The organism is Paenibacillus hemerocallicola (assembly GCF_006265175.1).
GTDB lineage: Bacteria > Bacillota > Bacilli > Paenibacillales > NBRC-103111 > Paenibacillus_AB > Paenibacillus_AB hemerocallicola.
In genome coordinates this window covers 1-26,760 of record NZ_VDCQ01000048.1, presented here as the reverse complement: position 1 = coordinate 26,760, position 26,760 = coordinate 1, and the positions used below count along the sequence as shown (strand labels likewise).

Here is a 26,760-nt window from a genome sequence, read left to right as displayed (position 1 = left end):
GTTTTCAATTCAACCGATCTTCACAAAGCTGATGGCGCTTAGTCCCGAATCCTTTTCGATGGTCAAAGAGCCTGTGTTTTGATGCTGAAGGGTGATTTTGTAGCTATAGTTTTGGAGAGCGTTCATAATGAATTGGATCGGCACCATCACTGGTAAAGACCCGGACGCCGACACCGGCACATTCAACTGCTGCACCGTTGAATAGGAGCCGCTTCCGATCCGTTGCTTTAAGCGAACCTGAACGTTATTGGCATTGCTTAACCCATTGACGTGGATATAACCATGGACCAGGTATATTCCGCTGACATTGCCGCAGCTAAACGAACCCGTCGCCGGATCAAAAGCGTTGAAATAGTCCTGCAATTCCTGACCGAAAATCACATCCGTTTCCACGCCGCTTAAGACAGTTGGATCTGCGGGTTCAGAAGGATTCAATTTGGCTAGGGCCGCCCGGTTTTTGCTGAAGGGCCGATCCTCCCACAAATCCTTGCCTCCGTAATCCTTCACTACATTGCGAAGATTGGCCGTCCCTGCGTTGGCGACCAAAGCAACGCTCGTGTTGGTGCCAAGGTCGTAGCGCATGCCGGTTATGCTGTTCTCGTATGCTCGACCTTCGAACTTCACAATCGCGTAAGCAGGACTGGACGTGTGCTGGGACACTCTTACATTAATGACATCCACGAAATTTCCAAACGTATCGCGGCTTGGGTGTCCGCCCATCACGATAGCGGCCGAGCCATAGTACTGATGGGTCAGGGGATTCTCTCTGTCGATAAAACGGCAATTCGCAATCCGATTGGCGAATACGCCCCGGAAGCACACCCCGTAATTGTAGTTGGTATCGATCTCGCACCCGTCGATCAGGTTGTAGTGCGGCGTTTGTCCGTCATCCGCGTTGTATTCGACCAAGATGCCGCCTTCTGTGCCGTTACGGCCGTTTACTGCAATACTGCTGCGCAAGATTCTGTTAACGGCATTCGCCAATCGTATGCCGCCCGTTCCATTATCCGCGAACTGACAATGCTCGATGATGGAAGCCGAGCTCCACGGCTCGATAATGAGCCCCCAACCGGTGCAAGCCTGGAACAAGCAGTGTTCAATCGAGACGTATGCGTTGGCGTAAGCGTCAGGACCCGCCCCGAAATTTCCGAGCGGAGCCTCCAAATCCGCTCGATGCGGCACATATAAGCCATTTCTTTGCATGCCGATAACCGCAAGATGGGATAAAATCAGATTGACAGTTCCGATTGAGCGAATTCCCCCGCAGTCGCTGCCGCTGCCTCTGATTTTGAATCCATGAAGCCTCAATCCCACAGCGAACCGGTATTTGGCGGCCTGCTGCTCGGTCATATCCTGATTGAATACATACCCTCCCCCGGTAATTTCGCTGACGATTTCCGTCGCTTCTTTACCCTCGCCAATAATCGAGAGCGATTGTCGGTGCTCGCCGACGGGAACGCTTTGATCCCAATTCAGTTCAAGCTGTTGGGTTATCCGGTAAACGCCCGCCGGAATGCGCACCGTTCTGCTCGGCGTGGCGCCGACGGCATGGATCGCCGCTTGAAAAGCGCCGGTACAATCTGTCGCGCCGTCCCCGACAGCGCCGAACCAGGTCACGCTCAAACCGTCCTCGCATATGCGTTTGAACCGGGCGCCGGTCGTTGAGACGACTACAGACCCGGTATTGTCCAAGGACAAAGTATCCGCGGGATCATAATAAAAAGGTCCTTCTTTTCCATGATCCATCACGTAGTACAAACAGGCCGGATCCGGGCTCGCATGCGCCCGCAATTCCGCAATCGTCGCAGCAACACATACATGCATGTCGCCGAGGCATGCCTCCCCTCCATAAACCGCGCCTGTAATCGAATCCTTCTCATTGCCGCTTGCAAAGACCGAAGCGCCCAGCAAAGTGACGGCTCCTGCTGCCGATAAAGACGCCAGCATTCGGCGTCTGCTCATTTTCCCCTCTTCTGTCATGATTCCATCCTCCTTATATAAGTCTTTGAAATCCGGACAATGCAACGTTTCCGTTCAATCGGTCATCCAGATTCCCTTTCTTCAAAGCGTCGGACAATTCCCCGAATATTTCATCAATCGCCGAATCGTACCGGCGGACGATAAGCTCGTCGTGGGCAAGCGTCGGGTAGATCGAGGTTCCCGCCAGGAAACCGCGATCCAGCATCATGGACGTGTACAAGGTGCGCAGTTTGTCCGCCTCCGGGTGCCGGAAGGAAAAGTGTGCGAGGCAAGGGTACGCCCCATCTGTTAAAACGGGCAGCCCGTGGCTGACTCCGTGGCGTCGCCAGCTGTCCATGACCAAGCTTCCGATCCGCGCTACGTGCGCCTGTGCATCTAATCTGCCCAATTTGCGGATTGTAGCTACAGCCGCAGCCGGACCAACGCTTTCCGTCCAGTAAGTGCTGCTGACGAAAGATTCATGCACACCTTGCATGGCTTCGGCCGTACCGATTACCGCACCGATCGGATGCCCGTTGCCCAACGCTTTGGCAAATATGGCGATATCGGGCGTCACGCCGAGCTTCAGATGCGCTCCTCCGTAATGCAGCCTCCAGCCGATCGTAATTTCGTCGAAAATAAGCAGTGCCCCGCAGCTTCGCGTGACCGAACGGACATATTCCAGAAACCCGGGTTCCGGGTCCCCATTCCGGCATGGCTCCATGATTACGGCGGCCAGCCGGTCTCCGTAATGCTCTACTATCGTTTGCAAGGCTGCGCGATCGTTATAAGGGAAAGCTACCGTCGTTCCGCGCAATTCACGGGGCACGCCGAGCGGATTCAAACCGGAAAGCAAATGCCCGCGCAAAGCATCGCTCTCGCCTAAATTTGCCGCCAAATACCAGTCGTGCCATCCGTGATATCCGCATATGGCTACGATGGAACGATCCGTTGTCGCACGCGCAATTCGGACGGCAACCGCGCACGAATCCCCGCCGCCCCTCGTAAGCCGGACTTGTTCGGCCCAAGGGTGAATGGCGCAGAGCATGTCCGAAAGCTCCACTTCTTCCGGAGCGTTCAACGAGCACATGCTTCCGAGATTTACCCTGCGTATGACCGCCTTGGTCACATCATCGTCGCGATAGCCCAGCAGGCAGGACCCGACGGCGTTCGTGGACATATCGTAATAATGCTTTCCGTCCAGATCCCATACTTCACAGCCTCTCGCTTCCCGGAAATAAGCCGGCCATTTGTCGGGAGCCATATTTTCCGGCCGTTTGCTCAGCAATTGCACCCCACCGGGTATGCGCTTCTTCGCATGACGGTATAGCTGCTGCGTTCGATCTGCGGCTGGTTGCTCCAACCCGAGCAGACCGGCGGCGTTGTTGTAAAATATATCGTTCAAGTCTTCCTCATTTAATCCGAAATCGTCGGCAGCGCGCCGCAGCGCCCGCAGCGATTCGATGCCGACGAGAACCGGATGACCCAAATGGGCCGTTTTGTCCCAATCGCACAGCCCCGGTTCCAACCATATGAAACCGTCTCCGACCGTAACCGCTTTGCCGCGCATCTCCGACACCGGAAAGTCGCTTCCCCACATCAGTCTGCGGGGACCGAACTGTTGAAGAATGACCTTCAACGCTTCCGGTTCGCAGATGGCCGATGTGTCGAACCATACGTTATCCAATCCTCTCAGCTTGCCGATCCCCTTCTCGGCATTGGGAGCATGAAAGCATCTCGCGGCATGGGCAAGCACGAGCTTGGCACGGGGATATCGCTTGCACAAATCGCGGATTTCCTCTACGTTGTCCGGATCGGCAACGGCTTTATCCCGCACCATGTGCAGCATAATGACCAAGCCGCGTTCATCGGCTATTTCCCATATCCACTCCGGACAAAACCCTTTAATCGATGATTGCCACGTAGGCTTTTCTTTGCTGTACAAATGATAAATTTTAATTCCGGCAATTTGCGGATGATCGAAATAAGGAACGAGGTACTCCTCCGGATCTTCCGGCTTCACGAGGACCAAGCCTCTGCTAGACGGCTCCCGCTCCAATTGCTCTATCACATAATCGTTTTGCCTGCGCTCGTCCGAGCCGATCATCGGGACCGGGAAAAAAAGCCCGCCCTGCAAACGATGCTCTCCCATATATGCGGACAAATGCTGCTTCCAGCTCCGGATCGACGTCTCTTCCGGGCCCTCCGTCCATAAATTTGGTCCTGTCGCATGGAGATCGGCAAGACGGTAAATATGCGCATGAATGTCAAATATTTTGTCTGGCAGCCAAGCTGGAAGTTCATTCGCCGCCTTTTGATCGAACTCGTTAAAGGTCCAATTCTGGTTCATCCCTTTTTTACAGCCTCCTTGATTTTCCATGCGGTAAATGCGCTCATGACGGGCCGTCCGTACTACTGCTAATAGGCGTTGGGCACCACAATCAATTTTTTGAGCTCCTCGACTTTTTTCAGAGCTTCTTCTTCGGCCTTACGCAATACCGTGTTGATGTCCAAAGTGCCCAGCAGCACCTCGTTTCCGTATTTCGTATAGATCGTATTCAAATCGACGGCCATAGCGCCGGTATACGTAAAGTTCGCCCACTTGTTGTAGAACACCGCGTTCCAGTTTTTAGTCTTGAAGAAATTTTCGGTCCCGAGCAGCTTCTGCACCTCTATGTTTTTCACTACAGGAGCGATCCCCTTCTTCGCCAGTTCGCTCTGAACTTCGTTGGAGACGATATATTTCAACACTTCCATGGCGGCATCTTTGTTTTTGGCCATCTTCGTAACAGCCATCCCCACGGTTAGCGGCTGAGGACCAATACCGGGATACTCCTTCAATGTCGGCAAAGAAACGAGATCGAAGTTCATCGTTTCCAGCATCGCCTTGGAGCTGATCATGTTAGCTGTAATGAGCGTTGCCATTGCGCTGCGTCCGTCTTTGAATTCGTTAAAATCGCTTTTTCCTTTAAAATATCCGGGCTCGGCCGAGTTTGCCGCATCGGCAATGTATTTCTGGAAAAAGGTTTTCCATTTATCGTCCGAGTTGATCGTTGGGGTCGTTGTGCCTGGCTTCAAAAGCGGAATCGAAACGGGATTTGTCCGGAACAAGTAGTTCAATGAAGGAATATATCCCGAATACTGCACGCCTCCCTCATTGCGCGTCAATCGGCGGGATACCGCATATACTTCTTCCGATGTCATCCCGTCTTTCAAGTAAGGGACGCCGAATTTATCAAAGAGCGCTTTATTGTAAAAGAGAAGCGGTATGTCAGCTTGCACGGGGAAATAGTAAATGCCTCCCCCGAACGATTTGCCCAATATGTCGCTGAAGGAAGGATTGAACTGGCTCAGGTCGACTTTGTTCTTCTTGATCAGTTCGGTCATATCGTAGGCGTAGCCGTATTGAAACAGCTGCTTCTCGAGCCAGCCGGTCGTGGAAAAAACGAGATCCACCTGCGTACCGTTCGTGCCCAGTCTGGTCAACCTCTCATCGAGGCTCCCCGTTGTGTCGGTAATATACTTGATCGCGTAATTCGGAAATTTTTTGCGGATGGCATCGCCGAACCGCTGGTTAAAGTAATCTTCCGTATCGCCGACCATCGTATAAATAACAACCTCAACCGGTTCCTGCGATACTTTGCCGGTATCCTTGACGGCCCCTTCCGATTTGGCGCCCCCGTTGCCGCATGCCGAGAGAAGGGCAATCGCCGATAACGAAATGAACATCTGGCAGCTTTTCCTCATAGAAAACATCCCCCTTGTTTAAAATTTCCATTGTCCGAACCAATCCTGCTCACTTTGTTCCTGTTTCCTGATCCGCAATCGGCTGTATAGGCATCACCCCGTTCTCTCGTCCGCACCGATTGTTAAGAAACGCTCGCAATCCGAATGGCGAACAGGTCAGCATCTTGAAGCACGAAGCGAAAACGAACGGTTTGCCCCCGCCAAGCGGATAGATCGGCAGTCGTTCGCCATTGTACGACTTCCGCCAAATTGTCTCCATAAAGCGCTTCCATATCGCTCAGCGCCAGCCCTTCGATCGGCTGTCCGAATTCATCCTGCACTTCCACCCGTATCGATCCGGCAGCGGAAGTCGAGTAATTCAGCAGCAGCCGATCTCCTTCCAGCACGATGGGGCGGGTCGTCATTTCACCCGACTCATACCCGGCCGATACGGAGGCGAATCCGTGCTTGCGTACAGCCAGTCGACGCAATCGGTTGTCATCCCACCTGTAATGTTCGCTGACGTAGAATGAAAACTCTTCAGGAGTTGTCTCGATGCATCCGTACGCTACCATATTGCTTCTTTCGGTCCAGTTGCGATCGTCTCTTCCGGGCCGAAGCCAAGCTTCCATAAACGTGCGGTTCCAGTGTACGCCGTCCCGGCTTGTCATGAAGCAGGTATCGCTGACGCCGCCGAACGGATGCTCCGCGATTTTTTTCCGTTCCGGGACAAATCGCTTCGGAAAAGCCAAGTAAAGGTGCTCTGCGCCAGGACAAGGAATAGTCGCGTTCGTATAAAACTGCTCCATCGGAACGCCCTCGGCATACCGGTTCGGCTGTTGATCGCTCCAGTCGGTAAAATTATCCGACGAGCAGCTCTGGACCGCGCGATACTTGCCGCTGTCGAAGTAACGGTTATAGCAGCGGTAAACGCCAGCTGCCGCATCCCAGAACACGACATTTTGCGAATCGAATCCGCCGCTCGGCATGTTCAGCGGAGCTTTCATCTGCTGCCAATGGATGCCGTCAGGCGAGGTCAACCCATACAGCGTACCGTCGTTCCGGCTCGGATCTGCCGTGCCCGTACCGCCGACACCTTTGTAGATTTCGCCGCCTTTCGCATGGGGCGAGCGATCGAGGAACGGGGTGAAATTGTGGGCGAGCGCCCCCGCGAACAGGATGTTGTTGCGGCTCGAGCCTTCAAATTCGCATAACCCCAGCTCCGGACGTACGAAATGAATGCCGTCTTCGCTTTCGGCGTAGCAGACCCGCTGATCATCGGTAACGTCTGCGGCTCCCGGCGGGATGTACCCGCGATAGTACAAGCGGATTTTGGCCCCGTCCTGCAGCACCGTAAAATAAGTACCGAGCGGACCTTCCCACGGTTGATCGAGTACAAGCACGATTTCCTTCCTCTCCGGCTGATTCAGCTTCAACTGAGCTCCATTCATGCTCTCGATCAGCCAATCGTCGATAAACATTTCGACGCGCGATCCGATTGTGACCGACGGCTTGCCTCTTGGGCTTGCCTCGTACTGTAACTTGCTTGATGTGTTCATCGCTGCCCCCTTGTCTTCTTGGGTAACTTGTTCCATGCTTCTCATTTCTCTTGTTTCCTTGGCCGTGGTGTATGTAGCCATTGTAAGATATCTCATCCCGACCGAACAATGATCCGCACAGACGCTTTTACTTAAATGATGACCGAAAAGCATAGCCGGACCGCCTTTACGCCCATAGAGAAAGATGATAAGATTTGGGCAAGTCCAAAACGGGTGTACGGTCCAGGGGTTGATTGAATGAACTTCCATGCGCCTGACGAACATGGGGGCAGCCTGTTTTTCCCGGAACAATTCGAACTCAAAGTAGAACTGGGTACGATCCGGCTTCACGTGTTTCTCGACTCCGGATTTTTTAACACGAACAGCGATGTTCCGGTACTGAACCATAACCACGCCTCATACGAAGTTCAGTTTGTGCACAAAGGAACGGTCGTGCTGTGCACGGAATATGGCGATCACGCCATACGGGCCGGAAGCTTCTGCGTCATTCCTCCGGGACTTTATCATTCCCAGAAACGGACGGAGCCGGGGGAGGATGTTCATAAATCCTGCTTTACTTTCCGCTACGACGTCTTATCTCTCCCCAAGCCCGATTATCCGGCCGGAGAGACAAACGAACTACTCTATGCGTTGGCGAATGTCCCGTTCTTCATAGCTGACGGTAATCGGGAAACGGACGCATTACTTGACATGGCCAAGCAAGAGTTCCACTGCCGGCCCATTGGCTATTTCGCCAAGCTGCAAAGCCTGTTCGCCCAGCTTATTCTGGTAGTCATACGCTCGTCGCCCCGAATCCAGTCCGCACCTCGCCGCGGATTGTCGCTCCAACCGACTGCCGACAGCAGGCTCGGCATTATCGAATGTTTTTTCTCGGAGCATTTCAGCCGCCCTTTGAGGGAAAACGATCTGGCCCGCCGGCTGTATGTCAGCCAGCGCCAGCTCAACCGTATCCTGCACGACCTGTACGGCATGTCGTTCCGGCACAAGCTGTTAAGTACCCGAATGAAGGTAGCCATGGACTTGTTAAAAAACACGGAACTATCCGTTAAAGACATCGCGACAAACGTCGGTTATCCGTTCGCTGAAAATTTCCATGCCCATTTCAAAAAGCATACAACCATGACGCCCAGCTCCTTCCGCAATAGTTCGAGATCGAACCCATGACGGTCATCTCTCCAAGCCTGGGCTTTGTCGACGCGCCCCCATCAGTCTGGCGATCCGCAGCAGGCTCGACCTCCATAAGAGGTACCTCGCAAATGCCCACTTCGAACGGCGCCTTGATATAAACCGCTTGCATCGTTATTCCTCCCCCGCGTCGTTGTCCTGCTCCAGCAGTCCTGTCTCCCGCAGGCCGTCTTTCTTCGACCATTTGAGCGTCTTGATTTCGAACGGCTGCAACGCGATGCGCTCCTTGACGCCGAATGCGGGCAGCTCGACTTCGAACGCACGGGAACAACCCGTCGGCTCGAACAGCCGAAAAATCCACCCTTCCCCGCTCTCCGCCTGCTTGCATGCGGTTAGGAGCACTGCCGGGTCGCCGACCAAGAGCAGCGGTTTAAGCTCCTCTCCGTCACCGGAAGGGAAAAAAGACAGCGCGAAAGGTTTCTCGTTCTTCGCCTGCGCTTCGCGGCCGATGTTCGGCAACCGGTCTACGCCGCTGCCCGCATTTAGCCAGAAACGGAAGCTCCGTTCCCCTTGATCGCTGCGCGGGACGAAACGATCGCTCACGATTAGGGGTCTTTTGCCGATCGGCAGCGCCGAGTAGGCCGGAGAGCGCAGCAGCGACATCCGGATCTCGCCATACTTGTAATCGGAGCCGTACGTGCCCTCGTTAATGACCGTTACAACCCGGTCCGTATCGCCGTCCACCGCAGCTACCCACTGCTGGGCTACGGTCTCGCGACCGGCAACGGGCAGCTCCGCCGTCCCGTACGCAACCTGACCGAGGTAGCGGCTGCCCGCTCCGGCAAGTGTCGGAAGCGAAAGCTTCAACATCGTATCCTTTTCCAGCCAGAACACGCGCAGATCGATTTCGATTTCCGTGCCCCGCTTCGGAAGCTTGTAAGTAAAGCAGATGAAGGAATCGCCGTAGCCGAAAAAGGCCTCCACGACCGCCCGCACGCAGCCGTCCTCGATCACCCGTACGTTCTCCAGCGCGCCCGGTTCCTTGACACCCGACAGCCTGGCGGCTCGCGCGGGATCAAGCAGCCGGAACTCCCCGATAACGTCGCGAAACTCACTCACCTTGCTCCCCCAAGGGTCCGCATTGTCGCGTATGACGAGCGGCTGGAAGGCGCCGGCTCGCAAGTAATCGACTCCATTAATCGCGTAACGGTCGAGCAAGCCGGTAGTCCGGTTGATCTCGGCGGATAACAGACCGTTCGCAAAACGGAGTATGTCTCCGTCCACTACCATCGCCGGGATCGGTTTCTCTGCCTTGATTTTCTCTGGAATACAGTCAAACCGGTTCATCGATTGCGGATTCAGTTCCGCGGCGATGATGATCCGCTTGCGCCAATCCAGGTTCAGGTTGCTTGCTTCTTTCTCCAACTGGCTGGGTACGTACTCGCCCTCCCTGGCCACGTCCATTTTCGTATAGGTGCCATCCTCGTAATTTGGGTCCGGAAGCTGAAACTCGCATTCGAATACGCCACTCACCGGGTACGGATGGGGATTGTAAATGAAAACCGGGATTTCGGCGCCTGCCGGCTTGCGTTCTCCTCGCGCCAAAGCGAAGAAACCGCGGGCCTTGATCCTAGACATCGTCTCAAGTCCGTGATCGAGCAAGCGGAGCGACGTTTCCTCCACCGCCTGGATCGATGATCCCGGCAAAATGTCGTGAAACTCGCTCATCATCAAGTCGCGCTGTGCTTCGTCAAGTTCGCGCTTCGGATAAGGAAGTCCGCTTAGTACCGATACGTGCGACCATATTTTCTCCGCCATAAACAGCTCATTCTCGAGCAGCCGATGACGCTGCTTGATGCGGATCTGCGACGTATAGCAGCCCGGCGCCCACAAGTTCAGATCGCCCCGATACTCGGGAAGCTCGGCTCGCTGTCCATGCACCTCGCGGAAATACGCTTCCGGAGTCGAATGGACAATCCGGACGTCCTTTGTCTCGGCGGTCAGCTCGGCCAGCATGTCCATGTCGATTCTCGACGGTCCGCCGCCATGATTGCCGATCCCCCAGAGCAGCAGCCCTTCTGTTCGCTCGGGATGGGAATTCAGCCAATCCTTCGCTTTTTTCGCCGCCCCCCCGCGCGAGGATGAATAATGGCCGAAAGCCCGATGACCGGTAATCGCGGAGCCGTCATAGCCAATCCAGCGGAATTCTTCTGCAGGGTCGAAATTGATTGCCGTCGTCGGCGCGACGCCGAACTTTTCCGCAAAATAGCGCCGTCCGGACATGATTTGTCTGACGAACGATTCTCCGCTCGGCATGTTGCAGTCCGGCTGCAAATACCATCCGCCCATAATATGCCATTTGCCCTCTTTCACGAGCCTCCGTATTCTCTCGAACAGCTGCGGTTCGTATTGCTCGACCCATTCGTACAAAATGACTTCATTATGATTGAACACATAGCCGTCATATTGCTCGCAAAAATCGGCTGCGACCCGAAAGGTGGATATTGCTTCGGCTGCGCCTTCCTCCCACTCCCATAGCCAGACCGGATCGAGATGGGCGTTGCTGATCAGGTGGAGTTTCTTCATCAAGGCTATCGTCTCCCATTCGTCATAAGCTGGATTACGGCTTGTTCGCTTGCAGCAATCTAACGACTGCCCCGCTGTCGATCGCATTTCCATCTTGGGAACTGCTTCGTACTCCTCCTGTCGCGTGGTGTTATGCAATTATTGTAAGATTTATCCCCCCGACCGAACAATGATTCGCACAGACGCTTTTACTCAAATGATGACTGGAAAGCATAGCAGGACCGTCTTTACGCCCCAAGACATTCAAAACCGTGGAGGCGGCGATTGCCGCCTGAAAGACAGCTTGATTATTGGTCTCAATAAGCGCGATGTTGCCCGTGGTGCCCATAACAGGCCCATTTACTTCGATATAATTGTTCATTACTCAACTTGCGCAGACTGAAATCGGCAAATAAGCCTTGATGTAATTGGGCAGACCCGTAATCCATTGCCGGAGTTGACGCTGAATCAAACCGGAAATCTTCTTACCGGCTTTTGTGGCGATCTCGTTTAACAAATCGACTAATTGCTGCAAGGCAACAGCCCAATCCAGCGTTCCTACTTCATCGCATAGTAAATAAAACAGCCCGCCAAAGGTACGCTGATCCATACTTTGTCTTCGCTCGGAAGGAGAGGCCGCATAAGAGCGCACCGGCCGCAGCCGAACTCCGGGAGTCGAAACGGAGGGTGGTACGCTCCGCACGGGCTGTATACGGCGGAAGAATTTCGTCTTGTGCCCGTGGCGAACTAGTCGTATTCGCTTGTCCTTACAACGAGTAGAGCCTACTGTCGGGCCATATCCGGCAGCAGGCTTTTTGTAATCGCTGGAAAGTCTTCAAAATACGTAGATAGACGGCTTACGAAGATCCCCTCGAAGCTGGATGCATCGGGGGATCTTATCTTATTAAAATGATAGAGTTGCGATTGCATTGGTTCCAGTGCGAGCTTCACCTGTTCATTGAAGTCTGCTGCCGGACCAACCGTACCGCTTGTTCATTTCCTTGAACTTGTCGTTATGGGAAGACATGTAGGCCATTCCCGGAGCGGACGGGTCCATGTAGCGTTTGGCGCGGTTCACCGCCAGCACGGCATCGACGAACGCTCCGGCGATCGGCCGTACCTTGCCGCCATGCGTAGCGCAATCCCCTGCGGCGTATATCCTTCGGGTCCGAATTGTAAGGTTTGGACCCCGTTCTCTATGTATTTGAAAGTCGGATGCGAAGAAAAATAAAGAAGGACCCCTACACAATTCATACGGGTCCTTCTACCGTTTTCCGAATTTTTAATAGGGCAGTACGCGGGCTTTTTCTAGACGTTTGCTTGTTGTTGGCTCCCCGGCATAGTTCGCTTTCTTCAAATAGACACCAAGAGCATATTAAACTTGTACATTGCATGTGATATTGTCCTGGCATCGTCGGGAAGTACCCGAATACAGAGTGGAAAAGGCGTCAGCGCAATGGGTTCAACCATTCGATTGTCAGCAGGACGGAAACATGCCGGGTAGTATACGAACATCGTCCCCAAACTCCCTCTCAAATTCCACCCCATTTTTTCCGATAATACACCTTGCGGAGTCTCTTACGACAAAATCAGCACACCAGTAGCAGTTGCGCCTTGGAAATGAAATTCCAATGCGGAGCGAACCGACAAATCTACGCTTGAAGCGCCCAAATAGTACATATCTGGAGAGTGGCATGATGAGATTCGCTGCTAGCTTGTTGATCGGATTGATAGTTTGGTGCAGCGCGCCTTCATCGGCCTGGGCAACATTTCTCGAATGGAATGCGGCGTCGGATAAAAGGGACTTGCAGCAATGGCACCCCTGGGGAGACGGGATCGTTTCCCTGGACGGACCTTGGGAGCTGTACTGGAATCGACTGCTCGAACCCGACGATTTCGCCGACGGCTCGCCCGGGAGTTCATTGACCGTTTCCATTCCGGCTCAGTGGAAATCTTACGCGATCAACGGACAGGCATTGACTAATGAAGGATATGCCACCTATCGGATGAAATTCATAATATCCGGCGAGGTGGCCGGACAGCCGCTCGGTCTGTATGTCAATAATGTGGCCAGTGCCTACCGGTTCTGGATCAACGGCGAACCGATGAACGGAAATGGAACCGTCGGCACGGACGCCACGCGTATGGTTCCGAGAAGCTATCCGAAAGTATATTTTTTTCAGCCGCATCCGGGCGACAACGAAGTAGTGATCCAGGTTTCCAATTTTGCTCAGCGCACGGGAGGCATTTGGGAGAGCCTCGAGTTGGGGGATGCGGAGGAGATCGCTTCGCTGCACCGAAACCGGGTCATGGTCTGGACTTTATTGACCGGCTGCTTGCTCCTCATGACCGTCTTTTCCTTCTTCCTCTACTTCTTCCGCAAGCAGGAGCGTGCCGCCCTATGGTTCGGCCTTATATGCCTGGCCATCTGCATCAGGTCTTCTCTGCTGGGAGAATCGTTCGTCTATGTACTGTTCCCGGGGCTGTCGTGGGAATGGGGAGTCAAACTGGAGTACTTATCGGAGATCGCCACGATTCTCAGCTTGGCCGCCTTTGTGAATAAGCAGTACCCGCAGGATGCGATTGTGCGCATATTCCCTCTATTTGTCGCCTCTTTGGCTGGGTTTGGGGCCTTTGTGCTCGCTACGCCAGCCAAAGTGTATACGCAACTCATGGTACCGTACATCATCGCGCTGCTACTGCCCGTATTTCTATATGTCACGTACATCTACATTCGCGCCGCGCTTCGCCAGAGAACGGGATCGCGAACGAACATGATCGGCTTTCTCGGTTTCTTTGTCACCGTGATCCACGAAATTCTGTACTATACCGGCTTCGTTCCGTTCGGCGGACTTGTTTCGTTCGGGCTGCTGTTTTTTCTGCTGACTCAGCTGTTGAACTTATCGCTCTTGTTCACGAGAGCCATTACCCAATCGGAAATGCTGTCGATCGAGCTGAACAAAGTAATCGAATCGCAAGAAGAGACGATCCGGCAGCGAACCTCCTCCCTGCAAGCGTTGAATGTGCGGCTGGAGCGGGGAAATCAAGAGTTGAGCCGGATCGAGCATGTACGCAGCACGCTGCTGGCGGAAGCGTATCATGACTTGTCGACCCCGATTACAGCTATAAAAGGCTTTTCCAAGGCGATTAAGACGGCGGTCATTTCGGAGGAGGAAGCGCCGATTTATGCCGGTCGCATCTACGAGCGCAGTCTGATGCTGGAAAAACTGATCGACAACGTCGTCGAGTTAAGCCAACTGAAGACGGGTGAAATTCAGTTTCAGTTTGTCGAAGTGCCGATACTCCCCTTCTTGCGTAAATTGAGTCATAGGTACGCCGCCGAGGTGAATGCGCAGGGGATCGCTTTGTTATGGGAGGAGCCGCATTTTGCGCTGCCCCCTGGCAAGGAGCTTCTCGTAGCATTGGATCGGTTCCGGTTCGAGCGCGTATTTGCCAACTTGATTTCCAACGCCGTGAAATACACCCCCGGCGAAGGCGTCGTACGGATATGGATCGAATTCCGGCCGGCCGAACATTCGAATAACGGGCCTGTTGTCATCCATGTAACCGATTCCGGCACCGGCATACCGGAATCCGAGCTGCCTCACATCTTCAAACGCCGCTACCGAATTCCGCTGCAAGCCAATACCGGAAGCGGTCTCGGGTTGGCAATATGCACGGAAATCGCCGCACGCCATCAAGGCAAAATCGGCGTAAGCAGCAAGATGGGCGAAGGAAGCGACTTCCATATTACGCTCCCCGCAAAAATCGGGGATTCCCGGGCCGATACCGACCGTCATGCCGAAGGAGGAGAAGATGAACACGACCATTCTGCTGATTGAAGACGATCCCGATATATGCGACCTTGTCGCCATCTATTTACGGAAGGAAGGATTCCGCGTCGACATTGCAACGAATGCGGAGCAAGGGCTGAACCTGTTTCAACGCTCGGCCTACGATTTGCTGATTTCGGACATTATGCTGCCCGGCATGGACGGAATGAAGCTGGTGCAAACGATCCGCAGCCAAACGGACATTCCGATTATTTTCTTGACGAGCAAGAAGGGGCCCCAAGATATCGTGGCCGGATTGAACATCGGCGGAGACGATTACGTGACGAAGCCGTTCGAGCCGGAGGTGCTCGTGGCGCGCGTACAGGCGGGGCTGCGCCGCCATCGTTCGGCAAGAGAGAGAACGGATATCGGCAGCGCCGACATTTGGAGGGATGGGTGGCTTACCGTCCACAAGAAGCGGCTGGAGGTGTCGGTGGACAACAAGCCGATCGCCTTGCCGGCCAAAGAGCTTCAGCTGCTGATTCATCTCTTGGATCATCCCAAGCAAGTGTTTAGCGTAGGCCAGCTTTACGAAAGGATCTGGAGCTTGAACGGGGTTAGCGACGAGCGGACGGTCATGGTCCATATCCACAATCTTCGCAAAAAAATCGAACAAGACCCGGCAAACCCGAAATATATCGTGACAATCCGCGGTTTCGGCTACAAATTCGGCGACGGGAAATTGAAATGAATAAGAGCCCCAAGCGCATCATGCGGCTTGGGGCTTCTTGGCGGTTTTTACGGTTTTAGGGCCGAATGGGCTTCTTGATAATAATAGGCTTGGAGCTTACTTTCAAATCCCCGCCTTGAACGTTCTGCATTTGCTCTTCGGACAGTTCCTGAGACAAGTCCGCAAGCTCGACGGACTTTGCCTCGTTCGGTTGCTTCTCATTTTTTTCAGCCATTAACAATACCTCCCTCTCCATAATGCGATTATTATAAAGCAATCCGTTTAAGTTTCGTTTAAGTCCAGAAAAATAAATGAATCGCGAAAAATCCGCTCTGCGTGCTAGAATACATTACATGAGCCAACGAAACGCGGGGATTGAATCTTGGATACAGCAACCGTAATTGCATTCCGTATCGATCATAAAACAATGACCTTGAAGCAGCTGCTTCAAAGGCTGCGGGTAGACGCCTCTTCGGCGGCAATGAGCCGTTGCAAGGACGATCTGACGACCGAATGTTGGGCCGAGACACTCGGACTCGCCGCCGACACCGCCGAATTGCAATCGGTAGTCACCCGTTTTCGCCGTGAGAACGGGTTATTCACCGCCGCGCAGGCAGCCGAGTGGCTGGAGAGCCGGGGAATGGCGCTGAACGACCTCGTCGATCTGCTGAGACCGCAAGTGCTGCGGGAAGCTTTGGCCCGACACGTCGTATCCGCAGATGAAATTAGGCGGCACTTCCTTGAATTTGCGCACGAGTATGACCGTGCCGAAATATCGACAATCGTAATGGGCGAATACGGGGCTGCTCAGGAGCTGCTATTTCGGTTGGAGGAGGGCTCCGACTTTCACGCGCTGGCGCGCGAATATTCGTCGGATGCGGCAACAGCCAAATCTGGAGGGTACGTCGGACCTATAAGCCGGACGGATCTGGAGCCGGAAATCGCGGCGGCCGTATTTAACGCAACCGAAGGAACAGTGCTTGGTCCGTTCGAGCGGAGACGAGATTACAGCCTCATTTTGGTAGAGGGGCTGTATCCGGCGGAACTGAACGAGGCAGTCGGGGCAAGCATACGGGAAAAGCTTTTTCAATACGAGCTGGAAGCTTATCGGCGCACGCTCGACATTCATGAAGATCTATGGAGCATAGGTGAGGGATGAAGCTTGTGAACGAATACTGCCTACGTTTTCTGCATCAAATTCCGCTGTTCGATGTTTTTACGACCGACGAGAAGCAACTGCTGGCCGGACAGTTTCAACCTGAAACGTTTACAATGGGGCAAACGATCGTCGACCGGGATCGTTCGACGGATTCCTTCTATATCATAGTGTCCGGCAAAGCCAGAAAAATTGGAATGAACACCGCAGGCAAGGAAACGAATCTTGGCTTGCTGCAACCGGGAGAGCATTTCGGCGAACACGGCCTGCTGGACGGAGAGGCGGCTCCGCCCATTACGGTCCGCGCCTCCGCCTCGCTGGAAGTACTGCGGCTCGGCCGCCCCCAATTTCAAAATATGGTCGCCCAGAACCCTGCCATCGACAACTACTTCAGGCAATATATTTCCTCCGATATTATCCGCACGTTTCTGAAGAACAACACCGTGCTTACCCATGTCGATCATGCTGCGCTTCGTTCGCTGCTCGACCGGCTGGAAGTCCGTACGTACGAGCCCGGCGTCTGCCTCGTACGCGAGGGGGAGGTCGGCGACGCCTTTTATATATTGAAGGCAGGCTCGGCGCTTGTTGAGATAGGACCGGACGCTGCGAAAGTCAACCGGCTGTATCCGGGTGATTTTTTTGGAGAGCTGGCGTTGTTGACGGGAGAACCGCGCAAAGCGACGATTCGGGCCTCCGAGCCGGTGACCGCCTTCCGTCTGTCGAAGACGGATTTCGACGAGCTGATCCGGAAACACCCTGTCATTCTGGAGTCGATCCGACGTATCTCCTCTCACTATACGGTCAATGCGATGATTATGGTCGAGACCCCCGAGGAGGCTGAGCCGACAGCTGCGCTCCCGAACGATGTCGATGCGCCCCTAAAATCGGAGCCGACCGCCATACTTGTCAACAAACCGTGGAAGACCTGGAGGCGGCGACGCCGATTCCCCGTTCTCATGCAGCAGAGCGAGATGGACTGCGGGCCCACGTGCTTAACCATGATCTCCCGATATTTCGGATTGAACGCCAGCGTCAACCGGATGCGCGAGCGCTGCAACCTGGGAGCCGAAGGAACTTCGATGCTCGGATTGATCGAAACCCTCGAATCGCTCGGTTTCGCGGCCAAAGGCCTGAATACGGCGGGCAGCCTCCTGAAAGAGCTGTCGACTCCTTTCATCGCTCATTGGAACGGCAACCATTACGTTGTCGTGTATGAGGTCGGCGAGAACGGTCTGGTTGTTGCAGACCCGGCTCTCGGGTATATCGACACCGTGTCGCCGGACACTTTCAACAAACATTGGACCGGTTATGTCATTACTATGCAGCCGGCCGGTCCGCTCGTTCCTTTGGACGACAAGGAGATGTTGTGGAGACGTTATCTCGATTATGTTCGCCCTTCGAAGAAGCTGCTCATGTCGGCATTGGGGCTATCCGTCACGATCGAGCTGATTTTCCTCATCTTTCCGGTTATGACGCAGCAAATATTTGACCGGGTATTGGACGCGGCGAATTGGCCGCTGCTCCACATGATTATGGCCGCCATGCTTGCGCTTGTCTGCTTCAATACCGTCAGCATCGCCATTCGCCAGACGCTGATCGGACGGCTTGCCTATGCAATCGATCGTTCGATGCTGGACAGCTTCTACCGTCAGCTGTTTCGTCTCCCTTATTCGTATTTTACGAAACGAACGTCGGGAGACATTTTGACACGGGTGTACGAGAACGAGAAGATTCGCAGACTGATGACCGACCACGCCATCGAGCTGCTGCTCGATGTGCTGACCCTGCTCGTGTATGGAGGTCTGATGGCGTATTACCATATCGGTCTGGCGGCCATCTCGTTCGCGCTCATGCCTCTGTATATCAGCCTCTATGCTTACATTTTGCCAAAAATGCGCCGCAATCTCCGCAGACAGCTCATTGCCGAAGGGGAATCCCAGACGCAAATTGTGGAGGCTGTGCATGCGATCGCTACCGTCAAAGGGTTATCCATGGAACGTACGATCCGCGGCAAGCTGATGAGCAAGCTGGGCCGGTTGTTCGCGCTGCGGCTGGAGGGCAACAAGCTGGAGGCAACCGCCAAGGCTGCCACATCGGGCTTGCGCTCTTTAAGCCATGCGGCCCTGCTTTATTTCGGCTCAAGATTCGTCCTGGACGGTCAGCTTAGCGTAGGCGGGCTCGTTGCGTACACCGTGCTGTTCACTTCGTTTATGTTCGCTCTGGAAATGATCTCGCAACGGAGCGGCGAGCTATCGGAAGCTCGCATCTCGATGGAACGGCTGAACGACGTGTACGAATCGACACCGGAGCATCCCCAGCCGGACAAAATGCGAATGCTTCCGTCCGTTCAAGGCCATATCCGCTTCGAGAAAGTATCGTTCCAGTACTACCGCGGCGGGAAAATGATCCTGCAAAATCTCGATCTGGAGCTTAAGCCCGGTCAAACGGTCGCGCTTGTGGGGCGGAGCGGCTCGGGGAAATCGACAATCGCCAATTTGCTGCTGAAGCTTCTGGAGCCGTCGGGCGGAGCCATCTATATCGACGGTTACCCGCTGCGCGAGGTGCATGCCGCCTCCATACGCAAGCAGGTCGGCGTCGTACAACAGGAAACGATGCTGTTCCGCGGCTCGGTGCGGGAAAATATCGCCTTGAGCGGCGAGAACGTCGCCGTCGGGGAGATAGAGCGGGCAGCCCGGCTTGCCGGTGCCCATGAATTTATCGAAGCACTGCCGCTCGGCTACGGTACGATGATCGGCGAAGGCGGCATTCGGCTGTCCGGCGGACAACGCCAGCGGATCGTCATTGCTCGCGCACTCGTCCACAATCCGCGAATCCTCCTGTTCGATGAGGCTACAAGCGCCCTCGATACGGAATCGGAGAGGATGATCCAGCAGAACATGGACGAGATGCTGCAGGGCCGGACGACACTCATTATCGCCCACCGGCTGAGCACAATCCGCCATGCGGACCTGATAGTGGTGCTGGATCAAGGCGCAGTGGTCGAAAGCGGCACGCATGAGCAGCTTTTTCGGCAGAAGGGTATTTACCACCATCTGCTTCAGCAGCAGTCCGTGTAGCGGGTCATGGCAAGCATACGCCATGTGGCTTATCCATGCGGACCTCCATCGACTTCCTCTCTATATCCTCCAGGTACGGCTGCAATACCGGAGGATATGCTTTCTGGCTGTTGCTGAATAATCCCCCTCACTCATAAAGCCCCCCAATCCGATCAATCCGATTCGTCCATATACCGCCGCTATAATTCGCAGGCAGACGATCAACGTCCTCCGGAGTATCCAACCCGCTAGAAAAATCTCTGCCGTCTCCACCGACAACAATCACGCGGGTATCTCTATTATCCATCCGATTCAGAAAACGATTGGGCCATCCCCACAGCCAGGGCGCAACCTTCTCGGGAATGTGCAATTCCGTATCATTGCATGCCGAGGGCATATATCCGGTCCACCCTATTGCTAGATAAGGCACTAAACAGCTTTTCATTGTCGCCTTCGACATCACTCGAAAGTCTGGCATCCTTTCCTTCAGAGCGGCGATCGGCTCGTCTCCCCCATAGGCGGCCAACAGGCTTTGCTGTTGTGCCGGCAGCGCGGACAAGTATTGAGCGAGCAGTTGTCCCTCATATGGATCGCTGCTTTTAATATCGATTAGAAAAGCTTTGTCGGGGAAATGGGCCAAAACTTCGGTTAATGACGGCATCAAATTAATGCCTTTGCCGCGGAACGGAAACGTCCGCCCCTGATCGGCCGTATATCCGTATCCGATATCGAGCTTTTTCAGCTCGGCTATCGTGTAGTCCCTGGTCGTGCCTATTCCGTTCGTCCGGCAGTCCAACGTCCAATCGTGGAACACCGCAAATTGATCGTCCTTCGTAATATGTACATCGAACTCCACAACGTCCGCTCCTGCTTGAAACGCCGCTTCCATGGACGAAATCGTATTCTCCAGATAAGGATGCTCCGGTTCGTAAATCCGTTCGGCCGTACAGGTGTCGTTCGTGATGCCTTCCATCGTGAACGTTTGTCCAAGTCCCCGATGAGCTAGCAGAAGGGGATCTCCGCCGCGTTGCTTTGCGAGCAAAGAGCTGTTGTTCAAATAAATGAAGACGATCAGCAACGCGAGAACAATCACGATTTTGCTTTTCCATATACGTTTCAATCTATTCATCGGCGATCCCCTCCCACACTACGTCCAATTGCCGGAGTAACGCTTCATAAAGCTCATCTTCGTTTAAGCTCGGGGACCCGTGTATCAATGTATTCAAAAACAAACCGACTATGACGGAAGCACTCATGTTCGGGTCCCAACGGCTTCGAAGGGCGCCGCTTCGTATCGCTTCTTCTAACAGCGTCCGCAATGTTTCCCTGAACATCGTAAGGTTGGTCGATACTTCTTTCGTTTCGATTGTCGATCGGATCGTTTCCACTAACGTTAGACGCAGCAGATCGGAATGCTGCAAATAAATAGACAAAATATCCCGCAAAATATGCAGCAGCCGCTCCTTGATCGTTCCTTCCCGGTGTCTTTGTACAACTTGGTCCATCAGCTGCGAATACGAGTTCGCCAAGTGCAATAACAGGTGCTCTTTTTTCTGAAAATAATTGAAGAAAGTTCCTTTGGCGATGCCGCTTCTAAGCGCTATCTCCTCGACCGTTACATGCTGGTATCCCTTTTGCTTGAATAAATCGAATGCCACTTCCGTTATCGTTTCCATTACTTTCTTCTTCCTGACTTCTCTTAGCAAAGAGTTCACCCCTATTATAACAATGACCACAGTCATATATGACTGCGGTCATTATATCGGAATAGCCGCTTTCACGCAACAAGCGTTCCGTTCCGAAGCCTACATTTGCGTTATAGTACACATCCACGAAATCAGGGATGCTGAACGATACTATCGTTCCGCTTAGAAACATGCACCTTTCATGATGAAGAGCGCTTTCTTTCCCGTCGCTTTCGCTCTTGGCAATCCAACAAGGACAGGAATACAAAATAGACTATTGTCAATAGGATAAAAGCCACTTGATTCCCCGGTGGCATGGCCTGAACAAGTCCAAGCATCATCTTTGCAACCCCCTAGACCTTTCCTCAGTCTTTCTTCCTGCATAATTTGTAGACTTATGGGAAATTATACCTAATAAAATTAAAAACGACAATAGAAATTATAAATATGTCTCTATAGCGACTCCAATCCATTCTACGTTATCGTCTAGACTGTTCATGAGGTGTAGAAATGGCAAATATTTTAGAAATGATCGGAGCCAAAATTCGATTATACCGAACGGCAAAACAATGGACTCAGGAGCAGCTGGCAGAAGCGATCGGTTCGACCGGCTCGTACGTCGGACAGCTGGAACGCGGTGAAAAAAATGTGCGGGTCCAAACTTTGACAAAAATAGCGGAAGCGCTGGAAATTAGCATCTTTGCCTTATTGGAACATGATCACGAGGAATTTTTGTACTCGAAGCAGTGGGTATGGGACAGCTTAACGCTTATTTTGCAGCAGTCGGAGGGCAAGCAGCGGAAAATTTATCGCGTTCTCCGCGAAATGCTGGCTGACGAGGACGACTGAGGCGTTGAGTATGTACCAGAGAATCAGAAACCTGCGCGAGGACAAAGATTGGACTCAAACCCGGATGGCGGCGTATCTGAAATGCAGCTAACGGATATACAGCAACTATGAGCGCGGCGACGTCGATATTCCGACGGCCATCCTGATTAAGTTGGCCGATTTGCATCATACGAGCACGGACTATCTTTTGAACCGAACCAATAGAAAAGAACCTTATCCCGATGAATAGAACGCCGATTGTTCTCGGAAAAGTTGAAGCAAACAACCCACAGCGCAAATCGCGTTGTGGGTTGTTTATCATTTCCTCGTCCGTTCCTATGCGGTCTATCCGCGCAGCTAGCCCAGCTTCTGGCCGCAATTCGGGCAGAAATTGGCTCCTTCGTTTTTCGAGCCGCAGTTGGGACAGAAATTCGGCTTTTGGTTCCCTTTAGGCCCAGTAGGCGTAGAATTGGTCTCAGCCGCAGGCTTTTGGTTTTGGTTCATATTTTTCATCATTTCATTGGCCATGTTCATGCCCATCATCATGCCGGCCATGTCCGCAGCGGCGCCGCCGCCTTTTACGTTGCCGGATGCGATGCCGTCCGTCATGCTCACCTGTTGATACTTTTGCAGATTGCCGATCATTTCATGGGACGCCGTCTTCGTAATCATATTTTGAATTTCTTGAGGATAATTGAAGCTCATCACATGGAAGCCCGTAATCGTCATACCGTTGTCCATCACTTGCATATCCAGATCTTCACGAATGCCCTTGGCGATATCGAAAGCATTCGCCTGCAGATTGAACATGTCCTTCCCTTCCCGGCTGATCCACTTCATCAGCAGCTGATCCAGCACGGAAGTAATCCGGATTTTCACGTCCTCCACCAGGTAGCTTTCCTTCATTCCGGCAATTTTGTCGATGAGCGTAACGTAATCGTTCACTTTGAAGTTGAATGTGCCGTTGGCGCGAATGGGCATGCCGCCCGGGAGCTGGGGAGTCGGGATCAAAACCGGATTCTGCGTCCCCCACTTGACCGTAAACTCCTTCGTATTGACGAATAAAACTTCCACCCGCATCCCGCTGTTGAAACCGAACTTGAACCCTTTTAACGTGGACAAGAACGGGATGATCTGAGAATCGATGTTGTATTCCCCTTCATCCTCGAAAATCCCTTCGATCTTGCCGTTATTTACGAAAATGGCGTCTTGGCCGGAACGGATAATTAATTTGCTTCCTTTCTTGATCTCCCGGTTGCTCCACTTCCAAAAAATCATATCGTCTCTAAACTCTTCCCATTCCACGACATTGGCAAATTGGTTTCTGAAAAACACCATTCCTTACCCATCCCTTCGGTTAAAATGATCCTCTGCTGCCGCTATGCGAATGGCCGCCTCCCGTAGTGCCTCCGCCTCCGCCCGAACGTCCGCCGCCGCTGTTCTTCTCGATCTTCCGTTTCGATACGGATGTTCGAAGGTACTGGTCCCGATGATCCAGTATCCCCGACGTGCTAGCATCCTCGTAGGTCTGCCGATTTACCGTGACTCGACCGCCGGAACGGTAAGCCATCATTCCGACGATTATCGCCGCGATGCCGAGCGAAACCGCCAGTTGAAACCAAATATTGAACAATATATTGTCCGGGTTCACCCCCGGGCGGAATCCCATATATTTGTGCACGGTAAGAATATAGGTTTGGAAAGCAAGCTCGTAATCACCGCTCGTTAGTGCCGGGCTGATCTTGTGGCGTATTTTGTCCAGCCGGCCGTCATCGAGGTACTCCTTCCCTTTATAAAATCCGGCCAAGTAAACCTCCCGGTTTTTCATGTCCAGCGTCAATATGGCCGTATTGCCATGAGGCTTATCATACCCCGGTGCATGCTCGTCGTAAAAGTTTTGCATCAATTTCATGACATCGATATTTTCTGCGTTTTTGGAAGTAAAAATCATAATGTCCGTTTCTCTCTCGGCTCCGTATTGATTGGCCATCGCATTCAGCCTGTCATACGTCTCCCGATCCAACAGCCCCGCATCGTCATGTATCAATTGCTTCATTTCCGTCGCAGCCGCTTCGACCGCCGTCCTATTCATGGAAAAGGCCAGTAATCCGACGGTGAAGAACAAGACGGCCAGAATGGCTCTATACCTGTTCACCAAAATCCTCCCCCCATCATCCAGGAGACCAGCTTCAAGGAAAGGAAAGAGAGGCCGGAAATGCCTGCAAACCATGCGGTCACTTTCGCCATGCTGATCGGCGGCTTGCCGACCACCTTGCCCGTCTGACCGTTCATGGCAAACGTATGCTCCAGTTTGTTGTAGTCATAGTGAACCACCCATACCGGGAGCAGAACATAATCCGCATGCTTTAATTGGGTATCGATTTGCTTGTTCGTATAGCTCACGGTCGTATACCCCGCCACCGCAGACTGAATATAGGCATCGATAAAGGAGCTGATTTTCTCCTTGACCCGAGGGAAAAGGTCCTCGTCGGTATAGCTGTACTTTTCCGCGATATAGCCGGCGAGATAAGGCGTTTTGAAGCTTTTTAGCTGATCGTAAGGAAACGGCTCCAACTTATCCATCAGCTGGTCATTCATTTTCTCCGATGCATCGATCGGAACCATCACATAATTCAGTCGGATTTTCCGGTATACATCGAAATGCTGCGTTTCCGTATACTGGTAGTCTCCTTGCGTATACGTTCTCACCTTCGTGCCCTGGGCTTGAACCTCGATTTTATTATGTAATTCGTACAGCCAGAAAGGGACATACATCCCGGTAATTCCCTTGATTCGATCCGCCGTCATGAACCCGCTCGGCGTCAAGCGTCCATTCCTGCACCATTTCCGAAACGCCTTCGTCGCTTCTTCCTTGCTGATCGAAAAAGGGATAACAAGTGCCGGAGCCAGCTTCCCGGTCAACCGATCGCCGAGCACAACGCTTGATCCGCAGAAGCTGCAAACCGTGGCGGCCGTCTCCGCTTCGGTCATAATGACCGCTCCGCAGCTGTTGCAGTGGTACTCCTTCGCCTCATTTTCCTGAAAGGCATTTCTCGCCAAAGGATCGGGAAGCTGCTCGATATTGTCTTGTCTTCCGCAGCTGTGGCAAGACAGCATCCCTGTTTCACTGTCAAAGACCATGCCGCTGCCGCAATTCGGGCATTTGTAATCGATAACCTGCATCTGCTCACCTCATGAACGAAGAAACTGTTACTCCTTCTTTCTCATCTTCTCCTTGATTGCAGTCAATTCATCTTCGGCATTCGAGCCCGAGCCCTTCTCTTCTTGCGCGAACAGCTTATCCAAATCTTCCTTCGTTCCGGCTCTAAGCTCGGCGATGGCCATGGCCTCGTCATAAGAGCTGTTGACCTTCTCCTCGGCGGCTTTGAACACGGAATCAATGCCGCCGCCCAAGGGCGAACCGATGGCATTCAATCTTTGCTGCGCTTTGGCCGCCGCCATTCTCTCCTTCAGTCGGGTGCGACGCTCTTCCAACTGGCCGATGTCCGACGCCAGTTTGTCCTGCATTTGCTTCATGTTTGCGGCGTTCGAAGAGGCCAAGTCGTACGAGGCTTGCAGTTGGGATGCTTTCTCTGCCAACGGCGCCTTCTTCTCCAGAAACTTTCTCGCCTCTTCATCATTGCCGGCTTCTACGGACTTCTCGGCATAACGCTGCAGCTTTCCGATCTCGGCCTTGCACTCCTCCAGCGCTCTTTGCGCCCTTCGCTCATCCGCCAGCACCGAAGCCGTCTCCGCCTTGACCTTGCCCAGGTCGGCGTTCAAGCTCCGCATGAAGTCATCGATCGTCTTCTCCGGATCTTCCGCCTTATCCAATAAGGCATTCACATTGCTGGCCATAATATCTCTAAACCTTGATAAGATTCCCATAAGGACCTCCCCGCGAAATAATTGCAATGTATGTATATATCCATAATACTTCTATTTTGGTCAAAAGGATTCATTTTCTAGAATGTTTTTCTGATGTTTCTATTTGACGACAAAAAGGGATTGCGCCAAAAGCATGGATATGCTTCCGGGACAACCGACGGAAAATGTAACGTGCCCTTACCTATTCCGGCGGAAAATTGGCATGGTATAGGGTGCTTGGGGAAACCACCACGACGGTCCAATTCATGTACATAATAACTGCATCGTTAGCCGGTCGCATGATTCGAGCTGGCGGAAATGATGCGCTTCACGCCGTTTTGCCGGGCTGCTTCATACAAACGGTACGCCCCCGTTACATGGATCGGCAGCACCTTGCCGAGGAAATCCTCCTCTTCATAGTCCGGCAATCTCAAGATAAAGCTGCTCTTTCCCGCTCTTGACAGACGCCAAATCGCTTCCTGCGAGATTTGCGTATCGGGTGCTTGTTCCATTAAGATGATAGCAATGACGCAACTGTCCGATCTGGGAGTAAGTAAGTAACTGCGATAGCACCGGAAGCCGGTTGCAGACATGCCTGCCTCCCTCGGCTCTTCGGAGTAAAAGAAATAGCGGAACGTACCTACCTAATTGATCCGAGTACCGCCGTTAACGGATAAATAGAGGAAACATTGGACCTCTGTCAAGAAAGTAGACACTCGATAAGAGAACGT

The 26,760-nt window shown here is 53.1% G+C and carries 20 protein-coding genes and 2 pseudogenes; 6 read left to right on the top strand and 16 right to left on the bottom strand.

The genetic code is table 11. The annotated features are described in order from the left end of the window. Positions 1-9: 9 nt before the first annotated feature. The 4 genes from FE784_RS27190 to FE784_RS27175 form a co-directional block, all read right to left on the bottom strand. Positions 10-1,980, bottom strand: a complete 1,971-nt coding sequence (locus tag FE784_RS27190) for a right-handed parallel beta-helix repeat-containing protein (protein ID WP_139605402.1) — start codon at positions 1,978-1,980, stop codon at positions 10-12. A gap of 13 nt (positions 1,981-1,993) precedes the next feature. Next, positions 1,994-4,309 carry an aminotransferase class III-fold pyridoxal phosphate-dependent enzyme gene (locus tag FE784_RS27185; RefSeq protein WP_139605401.1) on the bottom strand — a complete coding sequence of 772 codons (2,316 nt, stop codon included), beginning with the start codon at positions 4,307-4,309 and terminating at the stop codon, positions 1,994-1,996. A gap of 68 nt (positions 4,310-4,377) precedes the next feature. After that, positions 4,378-5,706, bottom strand: coding sequence for an ABC transporter substrate-binding protein (locus tag FE784_RS27180; RefSeq protein WP_176706545.1), 1,329 nt, complete (start codon positions 5,704-5,706; stop codon positions 4,378-4,380). A 122-nt stretch (positions 5,707-5,828) separates the two neighbouring features. Then, the gene (locus FE784_RS27175; protein WP_139605399.1) at positions 5,829-7,244 is read right to left on the bottom strand and encodes a hypothetical protein; all 1,416 of its coding nucleotides are present in this window, start codon (positions 7,242-7,244) and stop codon (positions 5,829-5,831) included. Between the two features lie 237 nt (positions 7,245-7,481). Here FE784_RS27175 and FE784_RS27170 point away from each other — a divergent pair, with 237 nt between their 5' ends. Further along, a complete protein-coding gene (locus FE784_RS27170) occupies positions 7,482-8,408 on the top strand; it encodes a helix-turn-helix transcriptional regulator (protein WP_139605398.1) in 927 nt (308 codons plus the stop codon). A 135-nt stretch (positions 8,409-8,543) separates the two neighbouring features. Here FE784_RS27170 and FE784_RS27165 read toward each other — a convergent pair whose 3' ends face one another. The 4 genes and pseudogenes from FE784_RS27165 to FE784_RS42680 all read right to left on the bottom strand — a co-directional run bounded on the left by FE784_RS27165 (position 8,544) and on the right by FE784_RS42680 (position 12,021). Next, on the bottom strand, positions 8,544-10,955 hold the full coding sequence (locus FE784_RS27165; RefSeq protein WP_139605439.1) for a glycoside hydrolase family 38 N-terminal domain-containing protein: 2,412 nt from the start codon (positions 10,953-10,955) through the stop codon (positions 8,544-8,546). Positions 10,956-11,085: 130 nt separating this feature from the next. Beyond that, entirely contained in the window at positions 11,086-11,316 is a 231-nt protein-coding gene (locus FE784_RS27160; RefSeq protein ID WP_139605397.1) for a hypothetical protein, read from the bottom strand. A 3-nt stretch (positions 11,317-11,319) separates the two neighbouring features. Beyond that, positions 11,320-11,559, bottom strand: a pseudogene (locus FE784_RS27155) (IS4 family transposase); the annotation flags it as partial. A gap of 330 nt (positions 11,560-11,889) precedes the next feature. After that, positions 11,890-12,021 (bottom strand): hypothetical protein, encoded by a 132-nt coding sequence (locus FE784_RS42680; RefSeq protein WP_342779137.1) that lies wholly within the window; start codon positions 12,019-12,021, stop codon positions 11,890-11,892. 610 nt (positions 12,022-12,631) lie between these two features. Between FE784_RS42680 and FE784_RS27145 the strand changes: the two genes are divergently transcribed. Further along, the gene (locus tag FE784_RS27145; RefSeq protein WP_218103821.1) at positions 12,632-14,776 is read left to right on the top strand and encodes an ATP-binding protein; all 2,145 of its coding nucleotides are present in this window, start codon (positions 12,632-12,634) and stop codon (positions 14,774-14,776) included. Then, positions 14,751-15,458 carry a response regulator transcription factor gene (locus FE784_RS27140; RefSeq protein ID WP_139605395.1) on the top strand — a complete coding sequence of 236 codons (708 nt, stop codon included), beginning with the start codon at positions 14,751-14,753 and terminating at the stop codon, positions 15,456-15,458. The genes FE784_RS27145 and FE784_RS27140 overlap by 26 nt, the downstream gene beginning before the upstream one ends. 55 nt (positions 15,459-15,513) lie before the next feature. Here the strand turns inward: FE784_RS27140 and FE784_RS27135 are convergent, their stop codons facing one another. Continuing rightward, positions 15,514-15,672, bottom strand: coding sequence for a bacteriocin (locus FE784_RS27135; RefSeq protein WP_139605394.1), 159 nt, complete (start codon positions 15,670-15,672; stop codon positions 15,514-15,516). Positions 15,673-15,819: 147 nt separating this feature from the next. On the opposite strand from FE784_RS27135, the gene FE784_RS27130 reads away from it, so the two are divergent. Further along, a complete protein-coding gene (locus tag FE784_RS27130) occupies positions 15,820-16,596 on the top strand; it encodes a peptidylprolyl isomerase (RefSeq protein ID WP_139605393.1) in 777 nt (258 codons plus the stop codon). Continuing rightward, entirely contained in the window at positions 16,593-19,670 is a 3,078-nt protein-coding gene (locus FE784_RS27125; protein WP_139605392.1) for a peptidase domain-containing ABC transporter, read from the top strand. The genes FE784_RS27130 and FE784_RS27125 overlap by 4 nt, the downstream gene beginning before the upstream one ends. 127 nt (positions 19,671-19,797) lie before the next feature. On the opposite strand, the gene FE784_RS27120 is transcribed toward FE784_RS27125, so the two are convergent. After that, positions 19,798-20,778: a glycerophosphodiester phosphodiesterase family protein gene (locus FE784_RS27120; protein ID WP_139605391.1), complete on the bottom strand. Its 981-nt coding sequence runs from the start codon at positions 20,776-20,778 to the stop codon at positions 19,798-19,800. Next, positions 20,771-21,325 (bottom strand): TetR/AcrR family transcriptional regulator, encoded by a 555-nt coding sequence (locus FE784_RS27115; RefSeq protein WP_176706543.1) that lies wholly within the window; start codon positions 21,323-21,325, stop codon positions 20,771-20,773. Before FE784_RS27115 ends, FE784_RS27120 begins: the two co-directional genes overlap by 8 nt. A gap of 519 nt (positions 21,326-21,844) precedes the next feature. Between FE784_RS27115 and FE784_RS27110 the strand changes: the two genes are divergently transcribed. Further along, entirely contained in the window at positions 21,845-22,183 is a 339-nt protein-coding gene (locus tag FE784_RS27110; RefSeq protein ID WP_139605389.1) for a helix-turn-helix domain-containing protein, read from the top strand. Between the two features lie 336 nt (positions 22,184-22,519). Here the strand turns inward: FE784_RS27110 and FE784_RS27100 are convergent, their stop codons facing one another. From FE784_RS27100 to FE784_RS27080, 5 genes and pseudogenes are all read right to left on the bottom strand, one after another. Then, positions 22,520-23,500, bottom strand: a complete 981-nt coding sequence (locus FE784_RS27100) for an SPFH domain-containing protein (protein ID WP_139605388.1) — start codon at positions 23,498-23,500, stop codon at positions 22,520-22,522. Positions 23,501-23,519: 19 nt separating this feature from the next. After that, positions 23,520-24,317 carry a TPM domain-containing protein gene (locus tag FE784_RS27095; protein WP_425465572.1) on the bottom strand — a complete coding sequence of 266 codons (798 nt, stop codon included), beginning with the start codon at positions 24,315-24,317 and terminating at the stop codon, positions 23,520-23,522. After that, positions 24,314-25,345, bottom strand: a complete 1,032-nt coding sequence (locus FE784_RS27090; RefSeq protein ID WP_139605387.1) for a TFIIB-type zinc ribbon-containing protein — start codon at positions 25,343-25,345, stop codon at positions 24,314-24,316. Before FE784_RS27090 ends, FE784_RS27095 begins: the two co-directional genes overlap by 4 nt. 27 nt (positions 25,346-25,372) lie before the next feature. After that, a complete protein-coding gene (locus tag FE784_RS27085; RefSeq protein ID WP_139605386.1) occupies positions 25,373-26,050 on the bottom strand; it encodes a PspA/IM30 family protein in 678 nt (225 codons plus the stop codon). Positions 26,051-26,319: 269 nt separating this feature from the next. Then, a pseudogene (locus FE784_RS27080) lies at positions 26,320-26,445 on the bottom strand (NAD-dependent epimerase/dehydratase family protein); the annotation flags it as partial. Positions 26,446-26,760 lie beyond the last annotated feature (315 nt).